The following is a 24,651-nucleotide window of genomic DNA, read 5'->3' as shown; positions in this document are numbered from 1 at the left end:
GAATTGGGCGTTCGGATGGTGTATCTACTCAATTCGTTGCAGCCGGCTGGCGCCGACCTCCAAAAGCTGGTTCTGCTCGACTACGCCATCGTGTACTCCGACGATCTCGATGGGCCACCAAGTCTTCACACGCCGGTCCCCTATCGCGGCAGCGAATACTTGAGTCGCCGCGACCTCATCGCCCAAAGCCTGTACCTGATGAGCACCCGTGGCCTCGTCGCGGTGTCGATGGATGAAACCGGGATCACCTACTTCGCCGGCGAGACCGCCAGAAGCATGGTCGGCGCGCTGACCTCGCCTTACCTGCGCGAACTGGACAGGCGATGCCGCTGGGCAGCTGCTACCTTCGCCACCCTGAGCTCAAGAGAAATGACCGAGAGATTCGCTCAACAGGGCCACCTTTGGGGTGCGGAGTTTGAAGGCGCCGCCGCGAGGGGGAGCCAGTGGCAATAACGCTGAAGTACTTGTCGGTGCACGGTCCGGGCGTATTGCCCGCGAAGGTCATGTTCGACGGTCGTCGCACACTCATCCGCGGCCCTAGCGACACTGGCAAATCGCACATCTGGAAGTGCATCTGGTTCCTACTGGGCGGTACCGCAGCACTTGAACCGCCTCCGGAATCGCAGGGATACAATTCGCTGGAGCTCGCCTTCCTGCATGATGAGCATGAGTACCTCGTTCGCAAGGCGATGTCTGGCGGCGCGGCGCGCGTTCTGGTGCGGCTAGACGATCCTCGGGTTCCGGACGGTACGGCGAACCCGCTCGAAGAAGTCGATCAGGATCTTGGCGAGCTGCTCGTCAGGCTGTCTGGCGCCGCAGGCAAACAGGTGCTTCGCAACCGAAGTGAAAAAGGCCCCGTCACTGGTGACGACCTGCGGCATTGGGCCCTGCTCTCCCAGCCCGGCATGATTTCCGAGGACGCGACGAAGGGCAAGGGTCATGGCTCGGAAAAGCACGTCTCTTCCTACTCGCTGTTTCTGAGCGGCCTCGATGACTCCGCAGTCGAGCTTTACAAGACAGCGTCCCAAAAAGACCAGGCCAAGGGAAGATTGGCAGCGGCCGAGGCGGAATTGGCGCGTCTGCAGGGCGTGATTCCGGCTGACACAGATCGGGCATCCGTGGTTGCAGCCCTGGCGCAAGTCGATGAGCGGCTGGATATGTTCGCTACGCAGCTCCAGGCGCGCTCTGCGGTCCTAAAGGGACTGCGGCAGCAGATTTTTGCGGAGGGAGAAGCTCTCACTACCGCAACGACACAACTTGCCGGGGCCACGTCCATGCGGGAACGTTTCACGCTACTGGACCTGAAGTATGCAAGCGACCTTGCCCGCCTCGGAGCCACCGACGAAGGCATCGCATTCTTCCAGGCTTTGGCCGAGACGCCGTGCCCGCTCTGCGGCACGCCGGTTGAACAGCATGTCGATCCTAGTAGCCTGAAGCCCAAGGCGCCGACCAAGTACCGCGATGCGATTGCGGCCGAGGCGGAAAAAATCCTCGCACTCCGTCGCGGACTGCAGCCATCTTTGGCCCGAGAGCAGACGCGCCTGGCCACTGCTACTGCTGATGTGCAGCGGCTCACAGCGTCACTGAGGGTATTGGAGGAGCAGGAGAAGGCGGTGCTGCGTAGTGCGTCGCTGGAGTTCGACTCAGACCCGCGCGATCTCGCCGAGTCACATACGCGGTTTTCATCGCTCATCGACGCCTTTGATGAAACCGATCGACTGACGGGCGAGATCGCGCGGCTCAAGGAAGCAACGAAACAGAAGCAGACGGTCCTCGTACGCAACGTTGGACAGCACGGAGCGGATGTCGGAGCGATCGCACGCCAGATACTCAACGACTGGGGGTTCACGTCCATCCAGTCCGTGTACGTCGATCCGAAGGCCTGTGACTTGGTCATCGATGACCGCCGACGCCTCAGCTATGGCGCGGGGAAACGTGGCCTGTTCCTGTCCGCCATGACGATCGCCTTGATGCAGCATGCCTTAAGAAAGGGCCACCCTCACCTCGGCGTCGTCGTGCTGGATTCGCCGTTGAAAGCCTACGCGCAGAAAGAGACGCCAGACAACGACCGGGAGATCCCCACGGCCGCGGTGAACACGAGCTTCTACGCTTGGCTTTCTCGCTTCCAAGGCCCTGGCCAAATTGTCGTTCTGGAAAACGAAACGGTGGATCCGATCACGGCCCGCGCATTGCATGCCATCGAGTTCACCGACGACTACACTCGCGGACGGCAAGGGTTCTATCCACCCAAGCTGAAGAATGCGCCGCCGCCAGGGCCGAGCGACGGGGCCGAGTTCGACGATCTTGCGTAATGCGCCACTCGTGTTTCCGATCCAGGCCGCCAGCTGACAAGCGCGCACCGCTACGCGGCGTAGACCTGTTGAGGGCAGAGGATCCCCCGGGGGTGAAGTCGCGGCGCTTCTGACCCAAGAGCGTTCTGTATGGGGGGGGGGAAGCTAAACGGCTGCTTCCGGGGGCGCTGTTCGGCGAAACGACGGACTGCTATCAAAGCACAGCAGGCGTTGACCGAGACGCTACGAAACACTGCAGTGGGTCGAAAGCTGAAGGTCGCCCGATCAGACTGCCTTACGTATAGGCACAACGTTGGCGTTAAGTCTCAGACTATCCAGATAATCTGCCCACGCCTGCATCATCTTCTTGCGCTCCGCCAGATGTGCAGTCCTGTTGTAGGCGCGCCCAAGCGGATCGCGGACCGCATGTGCCAGCTGATGCTCGATGTAGTCAGGCCGGAAGCCCAACACTTCGTCCAAGACAGTTCTCGCCATGGCTCGGAAGCCATGCCCTGTAATCGTGTTTCCGTCGTAGCCCAAATAGCGCAAAGCAGCGTTGATGGTGTTCTCACTCATCGGCCGTTTTGCGCTTCTGACTCCCGGGAAGACGAACTCGCTTCGCCGCGTGAGAGGACCGAGCTCGGTCAATATCTCTACGGCCTGAGATGACAAAGGGACGATGTGCGGAGTGCCGGTTTTGCTCGCTGTAAAGCGCCATTCGGCAGCAGCCAAGTCAATGTCAGCCCACTGCGCCTTTCGAAGCTCTCCAGGTCGGACGAAAAGGAGCGGGGCAAGCCTCAGCGCTGCCGAGGTCACAGGAAACCCTTGGTAGGAATACATGGCTCGGAGCAGATCGCCAATCTTCGCGGGATCAGTGACGCTAGCCAGGTGCGTCGTCTGCGACTGCTCCAGCGCTCCGACGAGATCTTCAGCTGGGTTGTTATTTGCGCGTCCCGTCGCGATCGCATAGCGGAACACCCTCCCGGCCCATGACCGAGCTCGGTGCGCCGTCTCAATCACGCCTCGCTTCTCCAGCTTACGCAGCGATGCCAGCAACAACGGCGCGGTTACGTCCGTGATCGGCAGGCTGCTGATTGCGGCCATGTCCTTCTCTAGCAATCGCCGTTCGCGCTTCACTGATCCTGAGCCGAGGCCCTCTCTTGCACGCTTGGCAAGCAACTCAGTGGCGATAGCGCCGAATGTGGTCTCCGCAAGCTCAAGCTTTGCGGCTCTGGCGACGCGCGCAGCGTACGCTGGATTTCTGCCCGTTTTCACCAGAGCGCGCAGGCGCTCTCGCTCAGCGCGCGCCTCTGCCAGGCTCATCGTCGGGTACTCCGCGAGAGTGATGATGCTGGCCTTGCCGGCGTAGCGATAGCGATACCGCCAGACTTTCGCGCCACTGGGGCGCACCTCGACACACAGGCCATTCGCATCAGCGATGCGGTACGCGCCAGCGCGCGGCTTGAGTGTGCGCAGCTTGGTGTCAGTGAGCATGTGAGTCATCCACTTGTGAGTCAGCCTCCCCTGGCTGACTCCTTGACTCACACCGTGACACACTTTTTAGCTGGATTCCACTGGACGGCATCGGACGTTAGTGGCGCTTCAACCCATACACAGCAAGGTTTCAGGCTACTTCGATGGACTTTGCCGGACGGCAATGGACAATAGTTTGGTGGGCCCACCAGGACTCGAACCTGGAACCAAAGGATTATGAGTCCTCTGCTCTAACCATTGAGCTATAGGCCCGCGGGGCGGGAATTGTAGCCCCGAAACGACGAAGCCCCGCATTGTGCGGGGCTTCGTGCGTTGCTTCGCTACGTCGGATCAATCGATGTCGAGGAAGCTCCTGAGCTGTTCCGAGCGGCTCGGGTGGCGCAGCTTGCGGAGCGCCTTGGCCTCTATCTGGCGGATGCGCTCGCGGGTGACGTCGAACTGCTTGCCGACTTCCTCGAGGGTGTGGTCGGTGTTCATGTCGATGCCGAAGCGCATGCGCAGCACCTTGGCCTCGCGCGGGGTCAGCCCGGCGAGCACGTCGCGCACCGTCTCCATCAGGTTGATGTCGGTGGTGGCGTCGACCGGGGACATCACGTTGGTGTCCTCGATGAAGTCGCCCAGGTGGCTGTCCTCGTCGTCACCGATCGGCGTCTCCATGGAGATCGGCTCCTTGGCGATCTTCATGACCTTGCGGATCTTGTCCTCGGGCATGTCCATCTCTTTCGCCAGCTCTTCCGGCGTGGCCTCGCGGCCGTACTGCTGGAGCATCTGGCGGGAGATGCGGTTGAGCTTGTTGATCGTCTCGATCATGTGCACCGGGATGCGGATGGTGCGCGCCTGGTCGGCGATCGAGCGGGTGATCGCCTGGCGGATCCACCAGGTGGCGTAGGTCGAGAACTTGAAGCCGCGGCGGTGTTCGAACTTGTCGACCGCCTTCATCAGGCCGATGTTGCCCTCCTGGATGAGGTCGAGGAACTGCAGGCCACGGTTGGTGTACTTCTTGGCGATCGAGATCACCAGGCGCAGGTTGGCCTCGACCATCTCGCGCTTGGCCTTGCGGGCCCTGGCCTCGCCATAGGCCATGGTGCGGCTGATCTCGCGCAGGTCCGACAGCGACACGCGCATCGCCTGCTCCAGGGCCAGGGTGGCCTCCTGCTCGGCGATGATCTGGTCCTTGACGTCGCGCAGGCCCGACGCCCACTTCTGCTTGCGCTTGAGCAGCTCGTCGACCCACTCGACGTTGGTCTGGTTGCCGTCCCAGGAACGGATGAAGTCCTTGCGCGGCATCTTGGCGACGCGCGTGGCCAGCTCCAGGATGCGACGCTCGTGCAGCTTGATGCGGGCGACGGTGTCGCGCAGGTTGCGCACGAGGATGTCGGTCAGCGGCAGCGGCAGCTTGAAGGTGACGAAGATCTCCGCCATGTCCTCGCGAAGCTTGACCACCGACTTGTGGGCCGGGCCGTGCTTGGCGTAGGCCTTCTCGAACTTGGCGTACAGCGCGCTCAGCGCCTCGAAGCGGACCTCGACCTCGGCCGGGTCGGGGCCGGTCGGACCCTCGTCGGCGGCGGCGGTGTCGTCATCGTCCTCGTCGCTGTCATCGTCGGTCTCGGCTTCGGTGGTGGCGTCCTCGGCCTTGTCCTCGGTCTCGACGGTCACCGGCGAAGCGGCCACGGTCGGGTCCTCGAGCTGGTCCAGGAAGCCGACCAGCAGCTCGGCCAGGCGCTTCTTGCCGGCCTTGTGCAGCTCGTAGTCCTGCAGCACCAGGTCGATCGTGCCCGGGAACAGCGCCAGCGAGGCCTGGACCTGGTTCAGGCCCTCCTCGATGCGCTTGGCGATCGCGATCTCACCCTCGCGGGTCAGCAGCTCGACTGTGCCCATCTCGCGCATGTACATGCGCACCGGGTCGGTGGTGCGGCCACCCTCGGCATCCAGGCCGGTCAGGGCCGCGGCGGCCTCCTCGGCGGCGGTGTCGTCGACGTCACGGCCGCTGCCGCTCTCGCCGGCGAGCAGCAGGGTTTCGGCATCGGGCGCAACCTCGTGCACCTGGATGCCCATGCCGTTGATCATGCTGATGATGTCTTCGATCTGCTCCGGATCGACGATGTCGTCGGGGAGGTGATCGTTGACCTCGGCATAGGTCAGGTAGCCCTGCTCCAGGCCCTTGCTGATCAGCTGCTTGATGTCGGACTGGGGGGCCTGACGTTCGTTGGCCATACGGCTGCGCCACCACGTTATTGGGGGGAAATGAACCTTCTATTATACCAGCCGGCCGCCGCGGCCGCTGGCGCGGACGGGGATCGGGGCCGGCGCGGCCGGTCAGGACCGCAACAGGAAGGTCACCGGACCGTCGTTGGTCAGGCTGATCACCATATGGGCGCCAAAACGGCCGGTTTCCACCCCGCCCGCATGCAGTTGCCGGCACGTTCGCAGCAGATCGTTGAACAGCGGTTCAGCCTGCGCCGGTGGGGCCGCGGTGCTGAAACCCGGTCGCATGCCACTGGCGGTGTCGGCGGCGAGCGTGAACTGGCTGACCAGCAGCAGGCCACCGCCCGTCGCCGACAGCCCCAGGTTCATCCGCCCCTCGGCATCGGCGAACACGCGGTAGCCCAGCAGCCGACGGGCCATGCGTTCGACCTGCGCGGGGCCGTCGCCGGGTTCGACCCCGACCAGCGCGAGCAGGCCGGGCCCGATGGCGCCGACGGTCTCGCCGTCGATGCGGACGCTGGCTTCGGTGACGCGCTGGATCAATGCGAGCATCGGCGGCTCCCGGCGGGACCGGCAGCCTAGTCGGCCGCGCCGCCCGATGCCACTGGCCGCTGCCAACGGTCGATGCGCGCGCGTCGCTACACTGCCGCGATGACCCGACTTGCCGCGCGCCTGCTGTTCCTGTTCGCCACGCTGGTGGCACGCCTGCCGTGGCGCTGGCTCACCCGGCTGGCCGATGCCCTGGCCGACGCCGCGATCCGGCGGTCGAGCCGAGAGGCGCGCATCACCGCACGCAACCTCGAGCTGGTGCGGGCGGACGCATCGGCGGACGAGCACGCGGAGTTGCAGCGGGCGGTGATGCGCAGCACCACCCGGCAGGTGTTTGAAACCCTGCGCCTGTGGACCGGCCCGCGCGCGGGCAACCTGGCGATGATCCGCGAAGTCCACGGCGCCGCGCACCTTGACGCCGCGATGGCCGCTGGCAATGGTGTGATCGTGGCCGCCCCGCACTTCGGCAACTGGGAACTGCTCAACCAGTGGCTCGCCGCGCGCACGCCGCTGGCAATCCTCTATGCCCCGCCCGAATCCAGGGTCGGGGAGGCGTTCCTCAACCTCGCCCGCGCGGACGAGGACGCGGCACGGATCACCCAGGTGCGGGCCGATGGCGCCGGGGTGCGCCAGCTGTTCAAGCGCCTGGCCGCGGGTGGGGTGGTCGGCATCCTGCCCGACCAGCAGCCCAAGCGCGGCGATGGCGAGTTCGCTCCGTTCTTCGGTCTCCAGGCGCTGACGATGACGCTGCTGGGCCGACTGGCCACCCGCAGCGGCGCGACCGTGCTGATGGCGTGGTGCGAGCGGATCGACGACGAGGGGCGCGGTCCGGCGTTCGCACTGCACGTGGAGCCTGCACCGGCGGCGGTGTCCGACCCGGACCCGGCCACGAGCGCCGCCGCACTCAACGCCGCGGTCGAGCGCATCGCCCGGCGCGATCCCGCGCAGTACCAGTGGACCTACAAGCGCTTCTCCGTCCGTCCGCCCGGCAGCGGCGAGGAAAATCCGTACTGGCCCGGGTGCTACTGAGACCCTGCCGATCGCGCGATCGGGGATTACAGTCGCTGGTCGGGATGACGCGCGCGGCGCGGTCCGGGTCGAGATCGGAGGGGGAGCGACGATGGGATTGAGCAACCGGGGACCGACATGCACCTAATGCCACCCGCCGATGAAACGGCGGGATCCGTTGCCGCTACGTGGCAGCCGTTGCCGTCGCGGTCACGGCCGTTGTTCCTGATCGGCGCCGTCGTGCCGCTGGCGATTGCCGGCCTGGTGGCCGGTGGCTTCGTCGCCCTGATCGCCAGCACGGTGCTGGACCTCCCGCGCACGTTGGTCGTGGCGTGCATTGCCGGCCTGGCGGGCCTTGTGGGCGCGGCATTCGGCGTCTGGCTGGGAACCAGCCAATACCGGCACACCGCGTGGCGACTGGACGAGCAGGGACTGGCAGTGCGCCGTGGCCGGCTGTGGCAGCGCGAAACCCGGGTACCGGCCAACCGGGTCCAGCACCTCGACATCAAGCGCGGGCCACTGCAACGCGGGCGCGAGCTGTCCACCCTGGTCGTGCACACGGCCGGCACCCGCCACAGTTCGGTTACCGTGCCCAACCTCGATGCCGCCGACGCCGAACACCTGCGCGAGCGACTCGGTCGTGCCATCGACGCCGAAGATGACTGAGCCTTCGCCCCCAGCGCGGGTGGTCGCCGACACGGCCGGAGCCGCGCCGGAACGACGGCTGCACCCGATGTCCTGGTTGTTCGTGCTGGTCGCGCAGCTGCGCCAGTTCATCGTCCCGTTGCTCGCCCTGTTGGTGTTCGGCCAAGGCGATCGCAACGAGCTGTGGCCGCTGATCGGCGTCGGCGTGCTCGCGCTGTTCTCGCTGTGGCAGTACTTCACCTACCGCTACGGCGTGGCCGACGATGCGCTGGTGGTCCGCAGCGGACTGCTCGAGCGCAGCGTGCGGGTGATTCCGTTCGCAAGGATCCACAACGTGGCGCTGCAGCAGTCAGTGTTGCACCGGCTGTTCGACGTCGCCGAAGTCCGGCTGGAGTCGGCCGGTGGAAAGAAGCCCGAGGCCGAGATGCGCGTGCTGCGCCTGGACGACGCGCTCGCGCTGGAGGCGCTGGTGCGTCGCCGCGGACGGGACGCCGGCGCGGCCGTAGCCGGCGCGGAAGTCGACGCACCGACCCCGCTGCTGGAACTGTCCACCGCCGAGGTACTTAGGCTCGGGCTGGTCTCAAACCGCGGCCTGATCCTGGTCGGCGCCGCCTTCGCGGGCGTCTCGCAGTTCAATCGCGAACTCATTCCGCAGTTGTTCGACCGCTGGGGCGAGGCATTGTTCGGCTGGGCCGGGGAACACAGTTTCGGCCCGGCGCAGTACGTGCTTGCCGGCACCAGCCTGGTGCTGCTGGCGATCGTGCTGCTGCGCGTGCTTTCAGTGGTGCTGGCGCTGTTGCAGTACCACGGCTTCCGCCTGAGCGAACACGGCCGTCGATTGACCGTCGAGCGGGGACTGGCCGCGCGCTGGCGCACCAGTGCCTCGCGCCGGCGCATCCAGGCCTGGACCCTGCGGGAGGGGCTGATGCACCGCTGGCTGCGGCGACGCTCGCTCGATGTCGATACCGCCGTCGCCGAGGACCAGAACCAGCAGCGGGCCCTGCGTGAAGTCGCCCCGATCGCCACCCCCGACCGCTGCGCGGCGCTGATCGACCACCTGTTGCCACGTGCGCGCTGGGACGAACTGCAATGGCAGCCGCTGCCCCGGCGCAGCTGGTGGCGGCTGTGGCTGCCGTCGGTGCCGCTGGCGGTGCTGGCGACCGCCGTGCTGACGTGGCACTTCGGCAACCCCGGGCTATTGGCGCTGGCGTGGTTGCCGTGGTCGGCCTTCGTCGCCCGACGCCATGCGGCGCGCGCCGCGTGGGCGATCGGTCCGGCACTGGTGTCCGTGCGCGAGGGCTGGCTGACCCGACACTGGCGCTTCGCCGAGCTGGACAAGCTGCAGGCACTGCACCTGGTGCGCTCACCCCTTGATCGGCGATGCGGCACGGCGACGCTGTGGCTGGACACGGCCGGCGCCTCGCCGATGGCACCGCCGCTGAGGTTGCGCTTCCTGCCGGTCGCCGAGGTTGAAGCGGTCTACGAGCGGCTGTCCCGGGAGGTCGCGCGGCGTGCGCTGCGCTGGTGACGCCGGTAGCGCCTCAGCCGCCGCGCAAGCGCGTTAGCCCGGCCAGGTAGAACGCCTCGATCTGCTCGAGCTTCGATTCGATCCGGAACTGCTCCATCGGGTACGCCATCCGTCGCTGCCCGCCGGCGACCATCCGCTGCAGGGCGAGCGCAATCGCATCCGGGTCGTCGACCGGCACCAGCGGCGACTGCAATTGCGGCGCGAGGTGGCGCGCGCCATCAGTGGCGGTGGCCACGATCGGCAGTCCGGCCTGCATCGCTTCGAGCAGCACCAGCCCGAACGGCTCGCGGCGCGCGGCACTGACGAAACCGTCGAACGCGGCCAGCCAGTCGTGCGGACGTTCGGCGAAACCCGGCATGAGCACGTCGTTGCCGGCGCGCTTACGCAATGCATCCCACGCGCTGCCCTGCCCGACGATCGCCAGGCGCACTCCCGGCAACCGTGCGCGCTCGAACGCGTCGACCAGCACGTCCAGCCCCTTGCCCGGCTCGGCGCGCCCGAGGGCACCTATCAGGAACGTGTCGTCATCAATGCCGTGCTCGGCGCGCAACCGCGCCCGTGCGTCGGTCGTCGGCGTGCGCGGCAGGGTCCAGTTGTCGATCTGCACCGAGCGCTCGCGCAGGCCTGGCGGGATGTCGGCCATCTGCCACGGCGCGATCGCGATCAACCCGTCCAGCTTGGCGTGCTGGCGCGGCTTGTAGGCGATGTGTAGGGTCGCCACCCGCAGGCAGTCGCGCCCTTCCAGCCCGTGCAGCGCGCGACAGCCACCGCTGAGGTGGGCGTGGGCGACGTCCGGGCGGAGCCGCCGCAGCAAGCGGCGGGCCTGCCACGAGGCAGCCAGGTTGCCGACCACCTCCACCCGCACCTTCGGGTGCACCCGATGGGCGATCGCGTCGATGCGGTCGGCGGTGCCCGCGCGGCGCAGCACGAGGGTGACGTCGTGGCTGGCGGCCTGGGCGGCGGCCAGTTCAAGCGCATGCCGCTCGCTGCCGGCGAACCGGCTGGTCAGCAGCAGGTGGACGATGCGCATCAGGCGGGTCCCCAGTAGCGCAGGCGGCGGCGCAGCTTGAACTTGCGCCACGGGTCGAGCGGGCGGCGCTTCAGCGAGGCCACGCCGCCCTCGGCGATGAAGCGGTCGACCGCTTCCAGCGTACGTTCGCTCGAGCGACCGTCGCGGTAAGGATGGATGGCGTCGGCGAACGCCCGGATCGCGGCCATCAGCTCCGGCGGCCGCGACAGCGCGCGCTCGATCGCCGGCTCGAAGTCGGCCGCATCGTCGATGTCGATCAGCTGCGGACCCGGGCGACGGTTGCGGAACGTCACCACCGGCTTGCCGGTAAGCAGGAACTCGCTCAGCGCCGAGGAGGTGTCCGAGCACATCATGTCGACCTGGCCGAACAGGTCGAGGATGTTGTCGTCGTCGGCGAACCGCAGGTGTTCGTTCTCCAGCGCCCGGTACATCGCCACCACTTCCGGGTCGGTCTTCGGGTGCAGGGTGACGATCCACCGCCAGCGCCCGTCGCGGGAGAGCCGCCGGACCTCGTCGTGCAGGGTCCGCGCCGCGCTCCACGAGGGGGAGAACGTCGAGTGGTAGAGGATCACCGGCGGTTGCCGCACCGGCGGCAGCGTGTCGGGCAGCTGCGTCATGAACGGGTCGAGCTTGGGCCAGCCGGTCTCGATGACACGGAAGAAGCCGTGCCGGCGGGCGAGCGCCTCGAACGCGCGGGTGTCCTGCGGACCGGTGGTGCAATACAGGTCGAAGAACGGCCGGATGTAGATGTGCCTGGGCTTGCCGGCGTCGAAGCCGTGGAAGGTCTGCACCTTCACGCCCGGGAAGAAGTGCGGCAGCGCGTTGCTGGAGGTGAACACCGCGGTGGGGTTCCACTGGCGCACCTGCTCGACGGTCACAAGCCGGCGTTCGTCGGCCGTGAGCTCGTTCGGACCCTCGTCCTCGCGACCATCGAAGAACCACGCGACCTCGTCGCCGCGCGCGCGCGCGGCGTCCTGCAGCGGGCGCAGGATGCCCAGCGCGTAACGCACCGACCCGTACAGCAGATACCGGTTGTTTCCCATCATCACTCCATTGTCGCCGCCGCGAAGCCCGCGCGGAAAGCCGCGTCGCCGTCCTCGAACCGCGTGCGTGCACGCTGCCCGAGCGCGGCGCGTTCGGCCGGCGCCATCGCCAGCACCTGCTCAACCGCCTGCTCGACCGCTGCGGGCGCCACATGGAAGCTGCGCGCCAAGCCGAGCGTGCCGGTGCGCGCCGCCGTCACCAGCACGCCAGTGGTGGCATCGACCAGCTCGTTCATCGGTTCGCCATCGACGGTGATCACCACCGCGCCGACGCTCATCGCCTCCATCAGGCAATGGCCGAAGCCCTCGGCCTCCGACGGCGCGATGTGGAACCGGCAGGCGTTCTGCAGCCGCCGCAGCTCCGCGTCATCGATGCGCCCGATACGGTGGTCGATGTTGTCGGCGGGCGCCCCCGGCCGCGCGTACCGCGGCCCCTGCACCACCACCAGCGTGGGCCACTCGGGGTGTCGGCGCCACGCCTCCAACACCGCCTCGGTGCCCTTTACCGGACTGCGGCCGGCCAGGTGCAGGAAGGTGTCCGTGCGGGCCACGTCCGCGTCGAGCCGGTCCTCGCTGGTGAAGCCGACGAACCGGGTCGCACACCCGAGTGCACCGAAAATCCGCTCCGCGTGGCGGGTCTTGCACAGCACGCCGTCCAGCCGCGGCAACACCGGACGCCACTTGTCGCGGAACCACTCGGGGTTGGGCATCAGCAGGTTGCGCCGGCCCAGCCCGAGCGACAGCGGGTACAGGTGTTCCAGCGAGATCTGCACGTCGGCGCGACCGCGCCAGCCCCGGGCGATCCACATGCCGGCTTCGCGCAGCATGCGCACGCCCTTCTCGTTGCCAAAGCCCACCACCTCGACGTCGTGCCCGGCCCGCTCCACGAGCGAGGAGACCAGCTGCATGTCGCGGCTCAGCCCGGCACCGTTGTCCCGTCCGAGGATCCTGACCAGTGCCATGCAACGCCTGCCCGCAACGAAAAACGGTCGCCAGCATAGCCGCCGGCGCGCTTCACCGACGCGCCGGGCCGGCCGCGTTCACACTTTGCGCAGGCGCGCGTAGAAGAACCCGTCCATCCCCGCCTCGCCCGGCAAGCGCTGGCGTCCGGCGCCGCTGACGCGGCCGAAGCGGTCGTCCAGCGGCTCGGCGCGTGCATCGGGGGTGCGCGCGAGGAAGCGGCCCACCTGAGCCGCGTTCTCCTCGACCAGCACCGAGCAGGTCGCATAGAGCAGCACGCCACCGGGCGCCAGCGTGCGCCACAGGCTGTCGAGCAGGCCGGACTGGGTCGCGACCAGTTGCTCGAGGTCGGACGCCCGCCGGTGCAGCAGGATGTCGGGCTGGCGGCGGACGATGCCGGTCGCCGAGCACGGCGCATCCAGGAGGATCGCGTCGAACGGCGTGCCATCCCACCAAGCGTCGAGGTCGCACCCGTCGGCGGCGTGCAGCGACGCCCCCTCCAGTTGCAGCCGCCCGAGCGTCGCCGCGACCTGCCGCAACCGCCGGGGATCAATGTCGAGCGCGACCAGCCGGAGCGAGGGCGCGCGTTCGAGCAGGTGCGCGGCCTTCCCGCCGGGCGCGGCGCAGGCATCGAGCACGCGCGCACCGGGCGCTGGCGCGAGCGCATCGGCCACCCGCTGGGCGGCACCGTCCTGCACCGACACAAGGCCATCGGCGAAGCCCGGCAACAGGGCGACCGGAACGGGGGTGTCCAGCCGCAGGGTATCGGGCATGCCGTCCACCGTGTCGGCAGGCAGGCCGGCGTCGCGCAGGCGCCCGGCGTACTCGTCGCGCGACACGCGGCGTGCATTGACGCGAAGCCACAGCGGGGGCGGCTCGGCGGATGCGGCGAGGATGGCGTCGTGCTGGTCGGGCCAGTCCGCGGCGACTTGCGCACGCAACCAGTCCGGCCACTGCGCGCGCGGATCACCGGCCGGAAGCCCCTCGCGCTGCGCGCGGCGCAGCAGGGCGTTGACCATGCCGGCCTGGTGCTGGCGACCGAGCGCACGCGCGGTCTCGACGGTCGAGGCGACGGCGGCATGCGGCGGTAGCCCGAGCGGATCGAGCTGGGCGAAGCCGGCCAGCAGCAGCGCGCGCAGCTCGCGGTCCCGGCGGGCGAGCGGCCGCGGCAACCAGGCGGCCAGGGCGGCGTCGTAGCGCGCCGACTGGCGCAGCACGGCCAGGCAGATCGCCTCGACCAGGGCCCGGTCGCGCGGGTCGGCCAGTGCCTGCAGCGCGGTCGCCAGCTCGCCCTTGAGCGAACGCCCGTCGTGCAGCACCGCGTCCAGCACGCGCGCGGCGGCGACACGGGTGGCGACGCCGGGGACCGGCTTCATGCCTGCCCGGCCGACAGCAGCTCGCGGCGGCCGTTGAGGTAGTCGGCCGCAGCCATCGGCTTGCCACCGTCGCGTTGCAAGGTCCGGAGCCGAAGTGCGCCCTCGCCGCAGGCAATGTCGATGCCGTCGCGACCGGCCAGCAGGACCGTCCCCGGGGCCCGGCCGTGCGCCAGCGGCAGCGCGGTGGCGTCGTGCACGCGTACGCGCTCGCCGGCCAGCTGGGCTTCGGCGACCGGCCAGGGATTGAATGCGCGCACCGTGTTGCCCAACGCCGTCGCCGGTTGCGTCCAGTCCAGCCGCGCCTCGCCCTTGTCGAGCTTGTGGGCGTAGGTCACGCCCTCGGTCGGCTGCGGACGCGGCACCGGCCGTATGCCGGCGCGCATCAGGCCGAGGCCATCGAGGAGCACCTGGGCACCGAGCGCGGCCAGGCGGTCATGCAGCTCGCCGCCGGTTTCGGACGGCCCGATGTCGAGCGACTGGGAAAGCAGCACCGGACCGGTATCCAGGCCCTTCTCCATCTGCATGAGGCAGACGCCGGTCTGGGTGTCGCCGGCCTGGATCGCACGCTGGATCGGCGCGGCGCCCCGCCAGCGCGGCAGCAGCGAGGCGTGCACGTTCCAGCAACCCCAGGTCGGGATATCCAGCACGGACTGCGGAAGGATCAGGCCGTAGGCGACCACGACCATCAGGTCCGGCCGCAGTGCCGCCAGCGCGTCGCGACTGACCCGCGCCTTGAAATTCTCCGGCTGCAGCACCTCGATGCCCCGCGCGATCGCCTCGCGCTTGACCGGCGAGGCGGCCAGGCCGCGGCCGCGCCCGGCAGGACGGTCGGGCTGGGTGTAGACCGCGACGACCTCATCGTGGGCGGCCGCCGCGCGCAGGCAAGGCACGGCAAAATCGGGGGTACCGGCAAAGATAATCCTCATCGCGACATCTTACCGGCGCCGAAAACCCCGGACGGCCGCCGGCGCGCGATCAGGCGGCGTTGCGGCGCGCCTTGGCCAGCTTCTTGCGCACCATCTCGCGCTTGAGAGGCGAGAGGTAGTCGACGAACAACTTGCCCAGCAGGTGGTCCATCTCGTGCTGCACGCAGACCGCCAGCAGGCCCTCGGCCTCCATTTCGAACGGCTGGCCGTCGCGGCCTCTCGCCTTGACGGTGATGCGGTCGGCGCGGGTCACGTCGGCAAAGATGCCCGGCACCGACAGGCAGCCTTCCTGGTAGACCTGCTCGCCGTCGCGCGCGGTGATCTCCGGGTTGATGAACACCAGCGGCTGGTCGTGCTCCTCGCTGATGTCGATCACCATGAACCGCTGGTGCACGTCGACCTGGCTGGCGGCCAGCCCGATGCCGGGCGCGGCGTACATCGTCTCGAACATGTCGTCGAGCAAGCGCTGGAACTCCGGCGAGGAGATCCCGGCGGGGTCGACGGGCGCGGCGACGGTACGCAGGCGCGGATCGGGAAATTCGAGGATCGGGAGCAGGGACATGGCGGCAAAAATGGGGGCGTGGGTCACAACCACAAGCAGAGGTGCGATTGTAACGCCGTTATCGCCCCCCCGACCCTTGCAATGGCGCGGTTCATCTGGGCTATAGTGCCGACGCCCCCCGTCAGTTAACGACGCACGGGCGCACCTGCAAGGGGAATCAGGTACACCGCCATGTTGAAACCGATCCGCGCGGCATTGACCGTAGCGTTGCTGACCGTTGCCACGTATGCGCTGGCCGCCGAGATTCGAGGCGACCACCCGGATACCTACGTGGTCAAGAAGGGTGACACCCTGTGGGACATCGCCGGACGCTTCCTCGAGAAGCCCTGGTTGTGGCCGGAGATCTGGCAGGCCAACCCGCAGGTGCAGAACCCGCACCTGATCTACCCCGGCGACGTGCTGTCGCTGGCCTACCTCGACCGCGTGGTCGCCGATCCCGGTCCGCGCGAGGTCGCGCCGGTCACCGGCGTGCCGCTATCGGAGGTCGAACCGTTCCTGAAGGACCTGCGCGTGGTCGATGCGTTCGAGCATCTGCCGCACGTGGTCGCGCTGGAAGAAGGCCGCATCCGCGGCTCGCTGGGCCAGGTCGCCTATGTCGACGGCCTGGAGGGCGCACAGCCCGGCCAGCGCTACCAGGTGGTCCGCCCGATCCAGCGCTACACCCGGCTGGACCGCGAGGCGTGCTGCGACATCTTCCACAAGGACGACCTGGACTTCCGTGGCAAGCGCACGGTCGATTTCCAGCAGTTCTGGACCAATGCGGTGGTGTCCGACAACGGCCACGAGCTACTGGGCTACGAGCTGATGCGCCAGAACACCGGCACCGTCACCCGCGGCGAAGTGGGCGGGATCGAGGCCACCACGCTGGTGCTGGACGACAGCGGCCGCGAGGTGCGCGTCGGCGACCGGCTGATCCCGGTCGAGGCGCAGCCGTACGACCTGCAATTCTTCCCGCACGCGCCGCGACAGCAGTTCGAGTACGGCCGCGCCCGCGTGCTGGCGGTCTCGGACATGCTCACCACCGGCGGCAACCGTGACGTGGTCGCGCTGTCGGTCGGCGCCCGCGACGGCGTCGACAACGGCACCGTGTTCTCCAGCTGGTCGATTGGCGAGGCGGTTGTCGACCGCGTCGAGAACGGCCCGTGGGACCGCAGCGAGGACACCTTCGGGCGGTCCAGCAAGGTGCGCCTGCCCGACGAGTTCGCGGGCCACATGATGGTGTTCCGCACCTTCGACACGGTCAGCTACGCGCTGGTGATGGACACGATCCGCCCGGTCCGGGTGGGTCACGAGCTGAAGCATCCCGACGCGCCGTACTGATCGGCACCGGGTTTTCCTACAGCAGTACGCGACGGCGCCCGAGGGCGCCGTCGTCGTTTGTGGCCGACGCTTGCCGGATGCACCCATCCGACCTGTTCGCACCCGCTTTTCCCGCCCCGCCGGCTTTCGGGCAGGCCCGGACCGCGCGCACCGACTCCAGTGTGGACAGCGCCGCCGATATCGACGCGCTGCTCCGTTTGGTCGCCAGCGGCGGCCCGGCGGAACCCCGCCGGCGGTTGATTGCCGACGCCGCTCCCGCGGCCGCCCTCGCCGCAGGTCCTTCGCGGTGGCACCGGTGTGGCCTTGGGGCCTCGCAGCAGCGCGCCCTGCGCCAGCCCGACGGCCGCACGCTGGAGGCCGCGCACGCCTGGCTGGCGCAGCCGGGGCACCACCTGCTCGGCTGGCACCATCCCGACTACCCGCCGTTGCTGCGGCGCACCCCGCATCCGCCGCTGGCGCTGTTCGTGGCGGGCGACGCGGCCCTGGCCTGGCACCCGGCAGTGGCGATCGTCGGCAGTCGCTCCCCGACCCCGGCCGGCCGGGAGCATGCGGGGGCATTCGCACGGTCATTGGCCGCCGCCGGCCTGACGGTGACCAGCGGCCTCGCCGCCGGGGTGGATACCGCCGCGCACCACGCCACCCTGACCGCCGGGGGACGCACGGTCGCGGTCCTGGGCACTGGTCCCGACGTGCCGTATCCGCGCTCGAACAACGGCCTGCATGCTGCCATCGTCGCCGAAGGCGCGGTTATCAGCGAGCATCTTCCCGGAGCAGGACCCCGCCGCGAACATTTCCCGAGCCGTAACCGGATCCTCGCCGGGCTGAGCCTTGGGACCCTGGTGATCGAAGCCGCGCATCGCTCCGGTGCCCTGATCACCGCGCGCCTGGCCGCCGAGTGCGGGCGCGAGGTCATGGCCCTGCCGGGATCGATCGACAACCCGCTGGCGCGCGGCTGCCACCGGCTGATCCGCGACGGCGCGGCGCTGGTGGAGTCCCCCGAGGACGTGATGGAACTGCTTGCGCCGCTCGCAGCGCGGCTGGCCGGGGACTTGCGCACGCGGCTGGAGGCCCCCATCTCGGAACCCGGACCACCGCCCGGCACCGGCTCGGGCGCGTCCCCCGCCGCCCATCCTCCCGGCGACCCCGACCACAAGCGCTTGTGGCAGGCACTCGGTCACGACCCTACGGATATGGACCAGCTGGTCGCCCGGACCGGATTGACGCCTGCCCGGCTGTCATCCATCCTGCTGCTCATGGAGCTTGAGGGTCGCGTGGAGGCGCAGCACGGCCGGTACTACCGAAGCCGCTGAACCCGTCGCTGGCGGGCGTGGCGGCCACCACTCCTGACCCACCGCGCCGCCTGCGGCGCAGGCCGAGGGGAAATGAAAGAAAGCATCCTGGACGTCCTGCTGTACCTGTTCGAGCACTACCTCACCGACGACGCGGACCTCGTCCGCGACCGTGACAACCTGCAAAGCGGCCCGCTGTTCGAGGAACTCGGGCAGGCCGGTTTCAGCCCCGCCGAGATCAACAAGGCCTTCGAGTGGCTGGACGCGCTGGCACGCCAGCGGCCGTCCGCCTCGCCGGCGCGTGCCGACGGCCCGGTCCGGGTCTACGCCGGCCCCGAGCTGGACCGCCTGGACACCGACTGCCGCGGCTTCCTGCTGTTCCTGGAGCAGCACGGCGTGCTGGACGCCGGCCAGCGCGAGCTGGTGCTGGACCGCGCGATGGCGCTCGACCAGGACACCCTCGACCTCGACGACCTCAAGTGGGTCGTGCTGATGGTGCTGTTCAACCAGCCCGGCAGCGAGGCCGCCTACGCCTGGATGGAGACCCAGATGTTCGAGGACGAGCCCGAACCGGTGCACTGACCGTGCACCCGCGCCGCGGCGGGCCATAATGCCGCCGCGCCCGGACCTGTCCGCGGCGGGAATCTGCTTGACAGCGGCAGGCGCCGCGTGATTCCACTAATAAATGAATGCTCCGGCGCCCGTGGCACCTGCCGCGGGCGTCGTCTTCTCTCGCGCCCTCTCGCGTGGCCTTCACGGCCCGCCCGGAACCTGCCCCGCATGGCCAAGAACCTCCTCATCGTCGAATCGCCCGCCAAGGCCAAGACGATCAACAAGTACCTCGGCAAGGATTTCATCGTCCTCGCCTCGTATGGCCATGTGCGCGACCTGGTGCCGAAAGAGGGCGCGGTCGACCCCGAGCGCGGCTTCGCGATGCGCTACGACCTGATCGAGAAGAACGAGAAACACGTCGAGGCCATCGCCAAGGCGGCCAAGGGCGCCGAATCCATCTTCCTGGCGACCGACCCGGACCGCGAGGGCGAGGCGATCAGCTGGCACGTGGCCGAGATCCTCCGCGAGCGGGGGCTGCTGGACGGCAAGCCGCTGCAGCGGGTGGTGTTCACCGAGATCACCCCGCGTGCCATCAAGGAGGCGATGACCCACCCGCGCGACATCGCCGCACCGTTGGTCGACGCCCAGCAGGCGCGCCGGGCGCTGGACTACCTGGTCGGCTTCAACCTGTCGCCGGTGCTGTGGCGCAAGGTGCAGCGCGGCCTGTCGGCCGGCCGAGTGCAGTCGCCGGCGTTGCGGATGATCGTCGAGCGCGAGGAGGAGATCGAGGCGTTCCGGGCGCGCGAGTACTGGTCGATCGAGGCCGAATGCCAGCACCCGTCCCAGGCCTTCAGTGCGCGCCTGGTCAAGCTGGACGGGCAGAAGTTCGAGCAGTTCACGATCACCGACGGCGAGACCGCCGAGGCCGCCCGCCAGCGGCTGGTATCGGCCGCAAATGGCGCGCTGCAGGTCACCGACGTCACCAGCAAGCAGCGCAAGCGCCGCCCCGCGCCGCCGTTCACCACCTCGACCCTGCAGCAGGAGGCCGCGCGCAAGCTGGGCTTCACCACCAAACGCACCATGCAGGTCGCGCAGAAGCTGTACGAGGGCGTGGCGCTGGGGGACGAGGGCACCGTCGGCCTGATCAGCTACATGCGTACCGACTCGGTCGCGCTGTCGGTCGACGCGGTCGCCGAGATCCGCGACGTCATCGCGCGTGACTACGGCACCGGCGCCGTACCGGACCAGCCCAACGTCTACAAATCCAAGTCCAAGAACGCGCAGGAAGCCCACGAGGCGGTCCGCCCGACCTCGGCGCTACGCACGCCTGCGCAGGTCTCGCGCTTCCTGGAGGACGACGCCCGCCGCCTGTACGAGCTTGTCTGGAAGCGCGCGGTCGCCAGCCAGATGGTGCCGGCCACGCTCAATACCGTCAGCGTCGAGCTGGCCGCCGGCAGCGAGCACGGCTTCCGCGTCTCGGGCACCACCGTGCTCGACCCGGGTTTCCTGGCCGTCTACGAGGAAGGCAAGGACACCAAGGGCAAGGAAGAGGACGACGAGGGCCGCAAGCTGCCGCCGATGCAGCCGGGCGACCGGATCCCGCTGGATCGCATCCACGCCGACCAGCACTTCACCGAGCCGCCGCCGCGCTACTCCGAAGCCAGCCTGGTCAAGGCGCTCGAGGAATACGGCATCGGCCGCCCGTCGACCTACGCCTCGATCATCGCGACGCTGCTGTTCCGCAAGTACGTGGAGCTCGAGAGCCGGCGTTTCCACCCGTCCGACGTCGGCCGCGCGGTCAGCAAGTTCCTGTCCAGTCACTTCACCCGGTACGTCGACTACGACTTCACCGCCCGGCTCGAGGACGAGCTGGACGCGGTGTCGCGCGGCGAGGAAGCGTGGGTGCCGCTGATGGAGCGGTTCTGGAGCCCGTTCAAGGAGATGGTCGACGACAAGATGGAGTCGGTCGACCGCAGCGAGGCCACTGGCGCGCGCGAGCTCGGCACCGACCCCAAGACCGGCAAGCCGGTCAGCGTCCGGCTCGGCCGTTACGGACCGTATGCCGCGATCGGCAGCACCGCCGAGGACGCCGAGGACAAGCCGAAGTTCGCCTCGCTGCGTCCCGGCCAGAGCATGCACACGATTTCGCTGGAGGACGCGCTCGAGCTGTTCAAGATGCCGCGCGCACTGGGCGAGCACAACGGCGAGGAGGTCAGCGTCGGCATCGGCCGGTTCGGGCCGTTCGCCAAGCGCGGCAGCGTGTACGCCTCGCTCAAGAAGGAGGACGACCCGTACAAGGTCGACCTGGAGCGCGCGGTGTTCCTGATCGAGGAGAAGGAAGAAATCGCGCGCAACCGGATCATCAAGGAGTTCGAGGGCAGCGACATCCAGGTCCTCAATGGCCGCTACGGCCCGTACATCAGCAACGGCCAGCTCAACGGCAAGATCCCCAAGGACCGCGAGCCCGCCTCGCTGACGCTTGAGGAAGTAACCAAGCTGCTGGAGGAGACCGGCAAGCCCGCGCGCGGCCGCTTCGGCAAGAAGGCCGCGGTGAAGAAGGTCGCCGCGAAGAAGGCACCGGCCAAGAAGACGGCCAAAAAGGCCACCAAGAAGACTGCCAAGAAAACGACCAAAAAGACCGTTGCCAAGAAGGCCGCCGCAAAGAAGACCGCCGCGGCCAAGACCGACGCCTGACCGCTCCTCCGCAGGCGCGGCTTCAGCCGCGATCGGATGGCCGGCGCGCGTCGACTGCACTGTCGCGGCTGAAGCCGCTCCTACAAGAAGGTCGCCCCTTCGCCCGCCCATGAGCACCGACCTCGCCCCCGCCATTGCCGCCCTGCGAAGCGGCGGCATCATCGCTTACCCCACCGAGGCGGTCTGGGGCCTGGGCTGCGATCCGTTCGACGAGTCCGCCGTGCTGCGCCTGCTGTCCATCAAGCAGCGACCGGTCGACAAGGGGCTGATCCTCATCGCGGCCGGCACGGACCAGCTCGACGGCCTGCTCGACTGGTCCGCCCTGCCTGACGCGTGCCGCAAGGCCGTGCTCGCCTCGTGGCCGGGGCCGCATACCTGGATCGTCCCCGCCACCGCCGGCGTGCCGCGCTGGATTACCGGCAGTCACGCGGGGGTGGCGGTGCGGGTCAGCGCGCATCCGACCGTGGTCGAACTCTGCCGCGGGTTTGGCCGGCCGCTGGTATCGACCAGCGCCAACCTGTCCGGCCAGCCACCGGCGCGTCGAAGCGAGCAGCTCGATCCCGCCCTGCTGACCCAGCTGGATGCGGTCGTGGCGGGCGAAACCGGCAACCTGCAGTCGCCCACGACCATCCGCGACGCGCGCACCGGCGACGTGTTGCGAGGGTGATCGGCACGCGGCGGGGAGGCGTTCACGCGGGCCGGGGCACCATGGCCACCATGCCGCGCGTGCCTGCCCGTCGTCCCGCATTGCCCATCCTCGCCTTGCTGGCAGGGCTCTCGCCGGCGATGCCTGCGGTCACTGCCGCATCCGCTCCCGGGCAGGTCACCATCTACCGATGCGTCGGCGCCGACGGCCAGCTCACCCTGCGCGACACACCGTGCGCGGCGGGCGAGCACCAGCAGGCCCGCGGCATGCTGCGGCCGCAGGACCCGCCTCCCCAGCCGCCGGCGGCCGCACCCGCGTTGCCCGCTTCGTCGCCGGTCGGCCCCGCGCCGCCGCGGGTGGTGGTGGTGCACGCACCCACGCCAACCTACGAATGCACCACGCCCGACGGGGACCGCTACACCAGCCACAACCCCGCCGGGAACCCGCGCTGGGTGCCGCTGTGGACGCTCGGCTATCCGGCATGGACCTCCCCGCGGCGACCACACCAGCGACCCATGCCGCCGGTCCGCCCCGCTGCCGCGGGAACGTCGTACGGCAGCGGTCTCGTTTACGACGGAGTGGGTCGGCCGACCCCGTCGGCACCGGCCGACCACTCACGCCTCCCTGCGTTGCCGCCTCACGTCGGCCTGGCGGCGACACCGGGCACCTGGATCCGCGACGAGTGCCGGCCGCTGCCGCAGGCGGAGGTCTGCGAGCGGCTGCGCGATCGCCACTGGGAGCTTGGCCGCCGCTACAACAGCGCGCTGCAGGGCGAGCGCCACGCCATCGATGCCGAGCAGCGCCGGATCGACGCGCAACTGGCCGCGGAGTGCCCGCCATGAGGGCGATGTACCGTCCGCGCCGGGCCGCGCAGTGGTGTCTCGCACTGCTGCTGGTGTGCGCCACCGCCACGTCCGTCGCTGCGCAGGACGAAGTGGTGATCTACCGCTGCACCGCCGCCGATGGCGCGGTCACGGTGCAGAACGACGACCCCTGCCCCCGCGGCAGCCGCGAGCAGCGCCGCGTGGTCGAGACCACGCCGCCCCCGTCCGAGCCGTACATCCCCGTGCCGACGCCGGCCGCAACACCGGCCGCGCGGCCATCACTGATGCCGATGCCGGTGGAACCCCCACCGCCGGACACCCATGGCACGGTCCTGGTCGAGGTCGACAGCGACGTCCCGGTCGAACGCCGCCCGCCGCCACCGCTGTTCGCGTGCCGCACCTGGGAGCGCGAGGACTACCTGACCGACAGCGAGGTCCCCGCCGAGCGCTGTGCGGCGATGCGCACCACCGGTCTGGGCGGCGACCCGACCCGCGGCGCCGGGGCAGCCTGCATGGTCGTGGTCGACGCCTGCCAGCCCGTGCCCGAGGCGGACCGGTGCGCACGCTGGGAGGAGCTGCTGCAGGCGAGCGAGGCGACGGTCCAGTTCGCCCGCAGCGACGACCCGGTGGCGGCACGCGCCGAACTGGAGCGCGTGCGCGCGATCGTCGAGCGCAACCGCTGCGACGGCTGACTGCGAGCCGCGACCGCCCGGCTCAGAACCCGTAACGCAGGAACCCGCCGTCGACCGCGATGCACTCGCCGGTGACGTAGCCGGCGGCTGGGAGGCACAGGAACGCCACGGCCGCGGCCACTTCCTCCGGTTCGCCCACGCGCCCCATCGGCGTGCGCAGCAGCACCTCGTCGAGGTAGTCCGGGTCGGCCAGTTTGCCGGACGTGCGGCGGGTGCGGATGTACCACGGCGCCACCGCGTTGACCCGGATGCCGTCCCCGGCCCACTCGACCGCCAGGTTCCGGGTCAGCTGGTGCAACGCCGCCTTGCTCATGCCGTAGGGCGCGCCGGTGCGCACGTGGGTCAGGCCCGAGACGCTGCCGACGTTGACGATGCTCGATGCCGCATGGCGGGTCAGCAACGGGTGCAGGTAGCGCGACAGTTCGAACGCCGAAAACAGGTTGACCTCGAAGATCTCGCGCCATTCGGCGTCGCCGTAATCGGTGCTCGCCTTGCCGATGTTCATGCCGGCGTTGTTGACCAGCACGTGCAGGCCTTCGCCGAAGTCCTCGACCCAGTCGAGCAGCTCCCGGCGCTGCTCCTCGATGCCGACGTCGGCGGCGAAGCACTGCACCTCGCGCTCGGGGAAGTCCTCGAGCAGTTCGGTGCGGGCGGCGTCGAGGCCGGCGGCGTCACGCGCGGCCAGCAGCACGTCGGCGCCGAAGCCGAGCAGCTCTCGCGCGATCGCGCGGCCGATACCGGCGCTGCCGCCGGTGACGAGTGCGAGTTGGCCGTCGAGCCGCCAGCGCCTGGGATCCATGCCTGCTCCTATCGGGGTCCGCGCCGGGCGGGCGCGGTGTCACGACCGGCGTAGGATAAGCCGCGAGTCAACCGGAGGATGCCGCGATGTCGCCGACCACCCTGTTGCGGGTCGCCGCCGTGGCCGCCGTGGTACTGCTGGCGGCCTGCACCAAACCCGACGCGCCCGACCCGGAACGGCCGCCGGAGCCGCAGGCGGCCGAGGCCACGCACGGCTAG

The 24,651-nt window shown here is 69.1% G+C and carries 23 protein-coding genes and 1 tRNA gene; 13 read left to right on the top strand and 11 right to left on the bottom strand.

Annotation, left to right across the window (positions count from 1 at the left end):
* Positions 1–15: 15 nt before the first annotated feature.
* Positions 16–453 (top strand): ABC-three component system middle component 2, encoded by a 438-nt coding sequence (locus KOD61_RS01295; RefSeq protein WP_215219289.1) that lies wholly within the window; start codon positions 16–18, stop codon positions 451–453.
* The gene (locus KOD61_RS01290) at positions 444–2,312 is read left to right on the top strand and encodes a hypothetical protein (RefSeq protein WP_215219288.1); all 1,869 of its coding nucleotides are present in this window, start codon (positions 444–446) and stop codon (positions 2,310–2,312) included. Before KOD61_RS01295 ends, KOD61_RS01290 begins: the two co-directional genes overlap by 10 nt.
* 264 nt (positions 2,313–2,576) lie before the next feature.
* On the opposite strand, the gene KOD61_RS01285 is transcribed toward KOD61_RS01290, so the two are convergent.
* From KOD61_RS01285 to dtd, 4 genes are all read right to left on the bottom strand, one after another.
* Positions 2,577–3,785, bottom strand: a complete 1,209-nt coding sequence (locus KOD61_RS01285) for a tyrosine-type recombinase/integrase (RefSeq protein WP_215219287.1) — start codon at positions 3,783–3,785, stop codon at positions 2,577–2,579.
* 176 nt (positions 3,786–3,961) lie between these two features.
* Positions 3,962–4,037, bottom strand: a tRNA-Ile gene (locus tag KOD61_RS01280).
* Between the two features lie 78 nt (positions 4,038–4,115).
* The gene (rpoD, locus tag KOD61_RS01275) at positions 4,116–5,999 is read right to left on the bottom strand and encodes an RNA polymerase sigma factor RpoD (RefSeq protein ID WP_215219286.1); all 1,884 of its coding nucleotides are present in this window, start codon (positions 5,997–5,999) and stop codon (positions 4,116–4,118) included.
* A 102-nt stretch (positions 6,000–6,101) separates the two neighbouring features.
* Complete coding sequence (gene dtd, locus KOD61_RS01270; protein WP_215219285.1) at positions 6,102–6,542, bottom strand: D-aminoacyl-tRNA deacylase; 441 nt, start codon at positions 6,540–6,542, stop codon at positions 6,102–6,104.
* A 99-nt stretch (positions 6,543–6,641) separates the two neighbouring features.
* Between dtd and KOD61_RS01265 the strand changes: the two genes are divergently transcribed.
* The 3 genes from KOD61_RS01265 to KOD61_RS01255 all read left to right on the top strand — a co-directional run bounded on the left by KOD61_RS01265 (position 6,642) and on the right by KOD61_RS01255 (position 9,720).
* Positions 6,642–7,568 carry a lauroyl acyltransferase gene (locus tag KOD61_RS01265; protein WP_215219284.1) on the top strand — a complete coding sequence of 309 codons (927 nt, stop codon included), beginning with the start codon at positions 6,642–6,644 and terminating at the stop codon, positions 7,566–7,568.
* A 198-nt stretch (positions 7,569–7,766) separates the two neighbouring features.
* Positions 7,767–8,213, top strand: coding sequence for a PH domain-containing protein (locus KOD61_RS01260; protein ID WP_251370616.1), 447 nt, complete (start codon positions 7,767–7,769; stop codon positions 8,211–8,213).
* Between the two features lie 67 nt (positions 8,214–8,280).
* Entirely contained in the window at positions 8,281–9,720 is a 1,440-nt protein-coding gene (locus KOD61_RS01255) for a PH domain-containing protein (protein WP_251370615.1), read from the top strand.
* A 13-nt stretch (positions 9,721–9,733) separates the two neighbouring features.
* Here the strand turns inward: KOD61_RS01255 and KOD61_RS01250 are convergent, their stop codons facing one another.
* The 6 genes from KOD61_RS01250 to def all read right to left on the bottom strand — a co-directional run bounded on the left by KOD61_RS01250 (position 9,734) and on the right by def (position 15,617).
* Entirely contained in the window at positions 9,734–10,750 is a 1,017-nt protein-coding gene (locus tag KOD61_RS01250; RefSeq protein WP_215219282.1) for a glycosyltransferase, read from the bottom strand.
* Entirely contained in the window at positions 10,750–11,793 is a 1,044-nt protein-coding gene (locus tag KOD61_RS01245; protein WP_215219281.1) for a CDP-glycerol glycerophosphotransferase family protein, read from the bottom strand. The genes KOD61_RS01250 and KOD61_RS01245 overlap by 1 nt, the downstream gene beginning before the upstream one ends.
* Positions 11,794–11,795: 2 nt before the next feature.
* Positions 11,796–12,755, bottom strand: a complete 960-nt coding sequence (locus KOD61_RS01240; protein WP_215219280.1) for a glycosyltransferase — start codon at positions 12,753–12,755, stop codon at positions 11,796–11,798.
* A gap of 78 nt (positions 12,756–12,833) precedes the next feature.
* Entirely contained in the window at positions 12,834–14,129 is a 1,296-nt protein-coding gene (gene rsmB, locus KOD61_RS01235) for a 16S rRNA (cytosine(967)-C(5))-methyltransferase RsmB (protein WP_215219279.1), read from the bottom strand.
* On the bottom strand, positions 14,126–15,055 hold the full coding sequence (fmt, locus tag KOD61_RS01230) for a methionyl-tRNA formyltransferase (RefSeq protein ID WP_215219278.1): 930 nt from the start codon (positions 15,053–15,055) through the stop codon (positions 14,126–14,128). The genes rsmB and fmt overlap by 4 nt, the downstream gene beginning before the upstream one ends.
* Before the next feature lie 49 nt (positions 15,056–15,104).
* Positions 15,105–15,617: a peptide deformylase gene (gene def, locus KOD61_RS01225; RefSeq protein WP_215219277.1), complete on the bottom strand. Its 513-nt coding sequence runs from the start codon at positions 15,615–15,617 to the stop codon at positions 15,105–15,107.
* Between the two features lie 171 nt (positions 15,618–15,788).
* Here def and KOD61_RS01220 point away from each other — a divergent pair, with 171 nt between their 5' ends.
* The 7 genes from KOD61_RS01220 (at position 15,789) to KOD61_RS01190 (ending at position 23,634) form a co-directional block, all read left to right on the top strand.
* Entirely contained in the window at positions 15,789–16,937 is a 1,149-nt protein-coding gene (locus tag KOD61_RS01220) for a LysM peptidoglycan-binding domain-containing protein (RefSeq protein WP_215219276.1), read from the top strand.
* Positions 16,938–17,014: 77 nt separating this feature from the next.
* On the top strand, positions 17,015–18,247 hold the full coding sequence (gene dprA, locus KOD61_RS01215) for a DNA-processing protein DprA (RefSeq protein ID WP_215219275.1): 1,233 nt from the start codon (positions 17,015–17,017) through the stop codon (positions 18,245–18,247).
* Positions 18,248–18,319: 72 nt separating this feature from the next.
* A complete protein-coding gene (locus tag KOD61_RS01210) occupies positions 18,320–18,808 on the top strand; it encodes a DUF494 family protein (RefSeq protein ID WP_215219274.1) in 489 nt (162 codons plus the stop codon).
* A gap of 198 nt (positions 18,809–19,006) precedes the next feature.
* On the top strand, positions 19,007–21,472 hold the full coding sequence (locus KOD61_RS01205; protein ID WP_215219273.1) for a DNA topoisomerase I: 2,466 nt from the start codon (positions 19,007–19,009) through the stop codon (positions 21,470–21,472).
* Between the two features lie 109 nt (positions 21,473–21,581).
* Positions 21,582–22,139, top strand: a complete 558-nt coding sequence (locus KOD61_RS01200) for an L-threonylcarbamoyladenylate synthase (protein ID WP_215219272.1) — start codon at positions 21,582–21,584, stop codon at positions 22,137–22,139.
* Positions 22,140–22,180: 41 nt separating this feature from the next.
* Positions 22,181–22,960, top strand: coding sequence for a DUF4124 domain-containing protein (locus KOD61_RS01195; RefSeq protein WP_251370614.1), 780 nt, complete (start codon positions 22,181–22,183; stop codon positions 22,958–22,960).
* Complete coding sequence (locus KOD61_RS01190) at positions 22,957–23,634, top strand: DUF4124 domain-containing protein (protein WP_215219271.1); 678 nt, start codon at positions 22,957–22,959, stop codon at positions 23,632–23,634. The genes KOD61_RS01195 and KOD61_RS01190 overlap by 4 nt, the downstream gene beginning before the upstream one ends.
* A 22-nt stretch (positions 23,635–23,656) precedes the next feature.
* Here the strand turns inward: KOD61_RS01190 and KOD61_RS01185 are convergent, their stop codons facing one another.
* Entirely contained in the window at positions 23,657–24,433 is a 777-nt protein-coding gene (locus KOD61_RS01185) for an SDR family oxidoreductase (RefSeq protein ID WP_215219270.1), read from the bottom strand.
* Positions 24,434–24,519: 86 nt separating this feature from the next.
* Here KOD61_RS01185 and KOD61_RS13060 point away from each other — a divergent pair, with 86 nt between their 5' ends.
* Positions 24,520–24,651 carry a hypothetical protein gene (locus KOD61_RS13060; protein WP_256441541.1) on the top strand — a complete coding sequence of 44 codons (132 nt, stop codon included), beginning with the start codon at positions 24,520–24,522 and terminating at the stop codon, positions 24,649–24,651.

The organism is Lysobacter luteus (assembly GCF_907164845.1).
GTDB lineage: Bacteria > Pseudomonadota > Gammaproteobacteria > Xanthomonadales > Xanthomonadaceae > Novilysobacter > Novilysobacter luteus.
Note: the sequence above shows the minus strand (reverse complement) of the source record. Positions and strands in the feature narration are given on the sequence as shown.

What these genes read in the sequence shown, in the direction of transcription:
- KOD61_RS01295 (WP_215219289.1), top strand. Translation starts at nt 16, where the DNA reads ATGGTGTATCTACTCAATTCGTTGCAGCCGGCTGGCGCCGACCTCCAA.
- KOD61_RS01285 (WP_215219287.1), bottom strand. Translation starts at nt 3,785, where the DNA reads ATGCTCACTGACACCAAGCTGCGCACACTCAAGCCGCGCGCTGGCGCG.
- rpoD (WP_215219286.1), bottom strand. Translation starts at nt 5,999, where the DNA reads ATGGCCAACGAACGTCAGGCCCCCCAGTCCGACATCAAGCAGCTGATC.
- dtd (WP_215219285.1), bottom strand. Translation starts at nt 6,542, where the DNA reads ATGCTCGCATTGATCCAGCGCGTCACCGAAGCCAGCGTCCGCATCGAC.
- KOD61_RS01265 (WP_215219284.1), top strand. Translation starts at nt 6,642, where the DNA reads ATGACCCGACTTGCCGCGCGCCTGCTGTTCCTGTTCGCCACGCTGGTG.
- KOD61_RS01255 (WP_251370615.1), top strand. Translation starts at nt 8,281, where the DNA reads ATGTCCTGGTTGTTCGTGCTGGTCGCGCAGCTGCGCCAGTTCATCGTC.
- KOD61_RS01250 (WP_215219282.1), bottom strand. Translation starts at nt 10,750, where the DNA reads ATGCGCATCGTCCACCTGCTGCTGACCAGCCGGTTCGCCGGCAGCGAG.
- KOD61_RS01245 (WP_215219281.1), bottom strand. Translation starts at nt 11,793, where the DNA reads ATGGGAAACAACCGGTATCTGCTGTACGGGTCGGTGCGTTACGCGCTG.
- KOD61_RS01240 (WP_215219280.1), bottom strand. Translation starts at nt 12,755, where the DNA reads ATGGCACTGGTCAGGATCCTCGGACGGGACAACGGTGCCGGGCTGAGC.
- rsmB (WP_215219279.1), bottom strand. Translation starts at nt 14,129, where the DNA reads ATGAAGCCGGTCCCCGGCGTCGCCACCCGTGTCGCCGCCGCGCGCGTG.
- fmt (WP_215219278.1), bottom strand. Translation starts at nt 15,055, where the DNA reads ATGAGGATTATCTTTGCCGGTACCCCCGATTTTGCCGTGCCTTGCCTG.
- def (WP_215219277.1), bottom strand. Translation starts at nt 15,617, where the DNA reads ATGTCCCTGCTCCCGATCCTCGAATTTCCCGATCCGCGCCTGCGTACC.
- KOD61_RS01220 (WP_215219276.1), top strand. Translation starts at nt 15,789, where the DNA reads ATGTTGAAACCGATCCGCGCGGCATTGACCGTAGCGTTGCTGACCGTT.
- dprA (WP_215219275.1), top strand. Translation starts at nt 17,015, where the DNA reads ATGCACCCATCCGACCTGTTCGCACCCGCTTTTCCCGCCCCGCCGGCT.
- KOD61_RS01210 (WP_215219274.1), top strand. Translation starts at nt 18,320, where the DNA reads ATGAAAGAAAGCATCCTGGACGTCCTGCTGTACCTGTTCGAGCACTAC.
- KOD61_RS01205 (WP_215219273.1), top strand. Translation starts at nt 19,007, where the DNA reads ATGGCCAAGAACCTCCTCATCGTCGAATCGCCCGCCAAGGCCAAGACG.
- KOD61_RS01200 (WP_215219272.1), top strand. Translation starts at nt 21,582, where the DNA reads ATGAGCACCGACCTCGCCCCCGCCATTGCCGCCCTGCGAAGCGGCGGC.
- KOD61_RS01195 (WP_251370614.1), top strand. Translation starts at nt 22,181, where the DNA reads ATGGCCACCATGCCGCGCGTGCCTGCCCGTCGTCCCGCATTGCCCATC.
- KOD61_RS01190 (WP_215219271.1), top strand. Translation starts at nt 22,957, where the DNA reads ATGAGGGCGATGTACCGTCCGCGCCGGGCCGCGCAGTGGTGTCTCGCA.
- KOD61_RS01185 (WP_215219270.1), bottom strand. Translation starts at nt 24,433, where the DNA reads ATGGATCCCAGGCGCTGGCGGCTCGACGGCCAACTCGCACTCGTCACC.
- KOD61_RS13060 (WP_256441541.1), top strand. Translation starts at nt 24,520, where the DNA reads ATGTCGCCGACCACCCTGTTGCGGGTCGCCGCCGTGGCCGCCGTGGTA.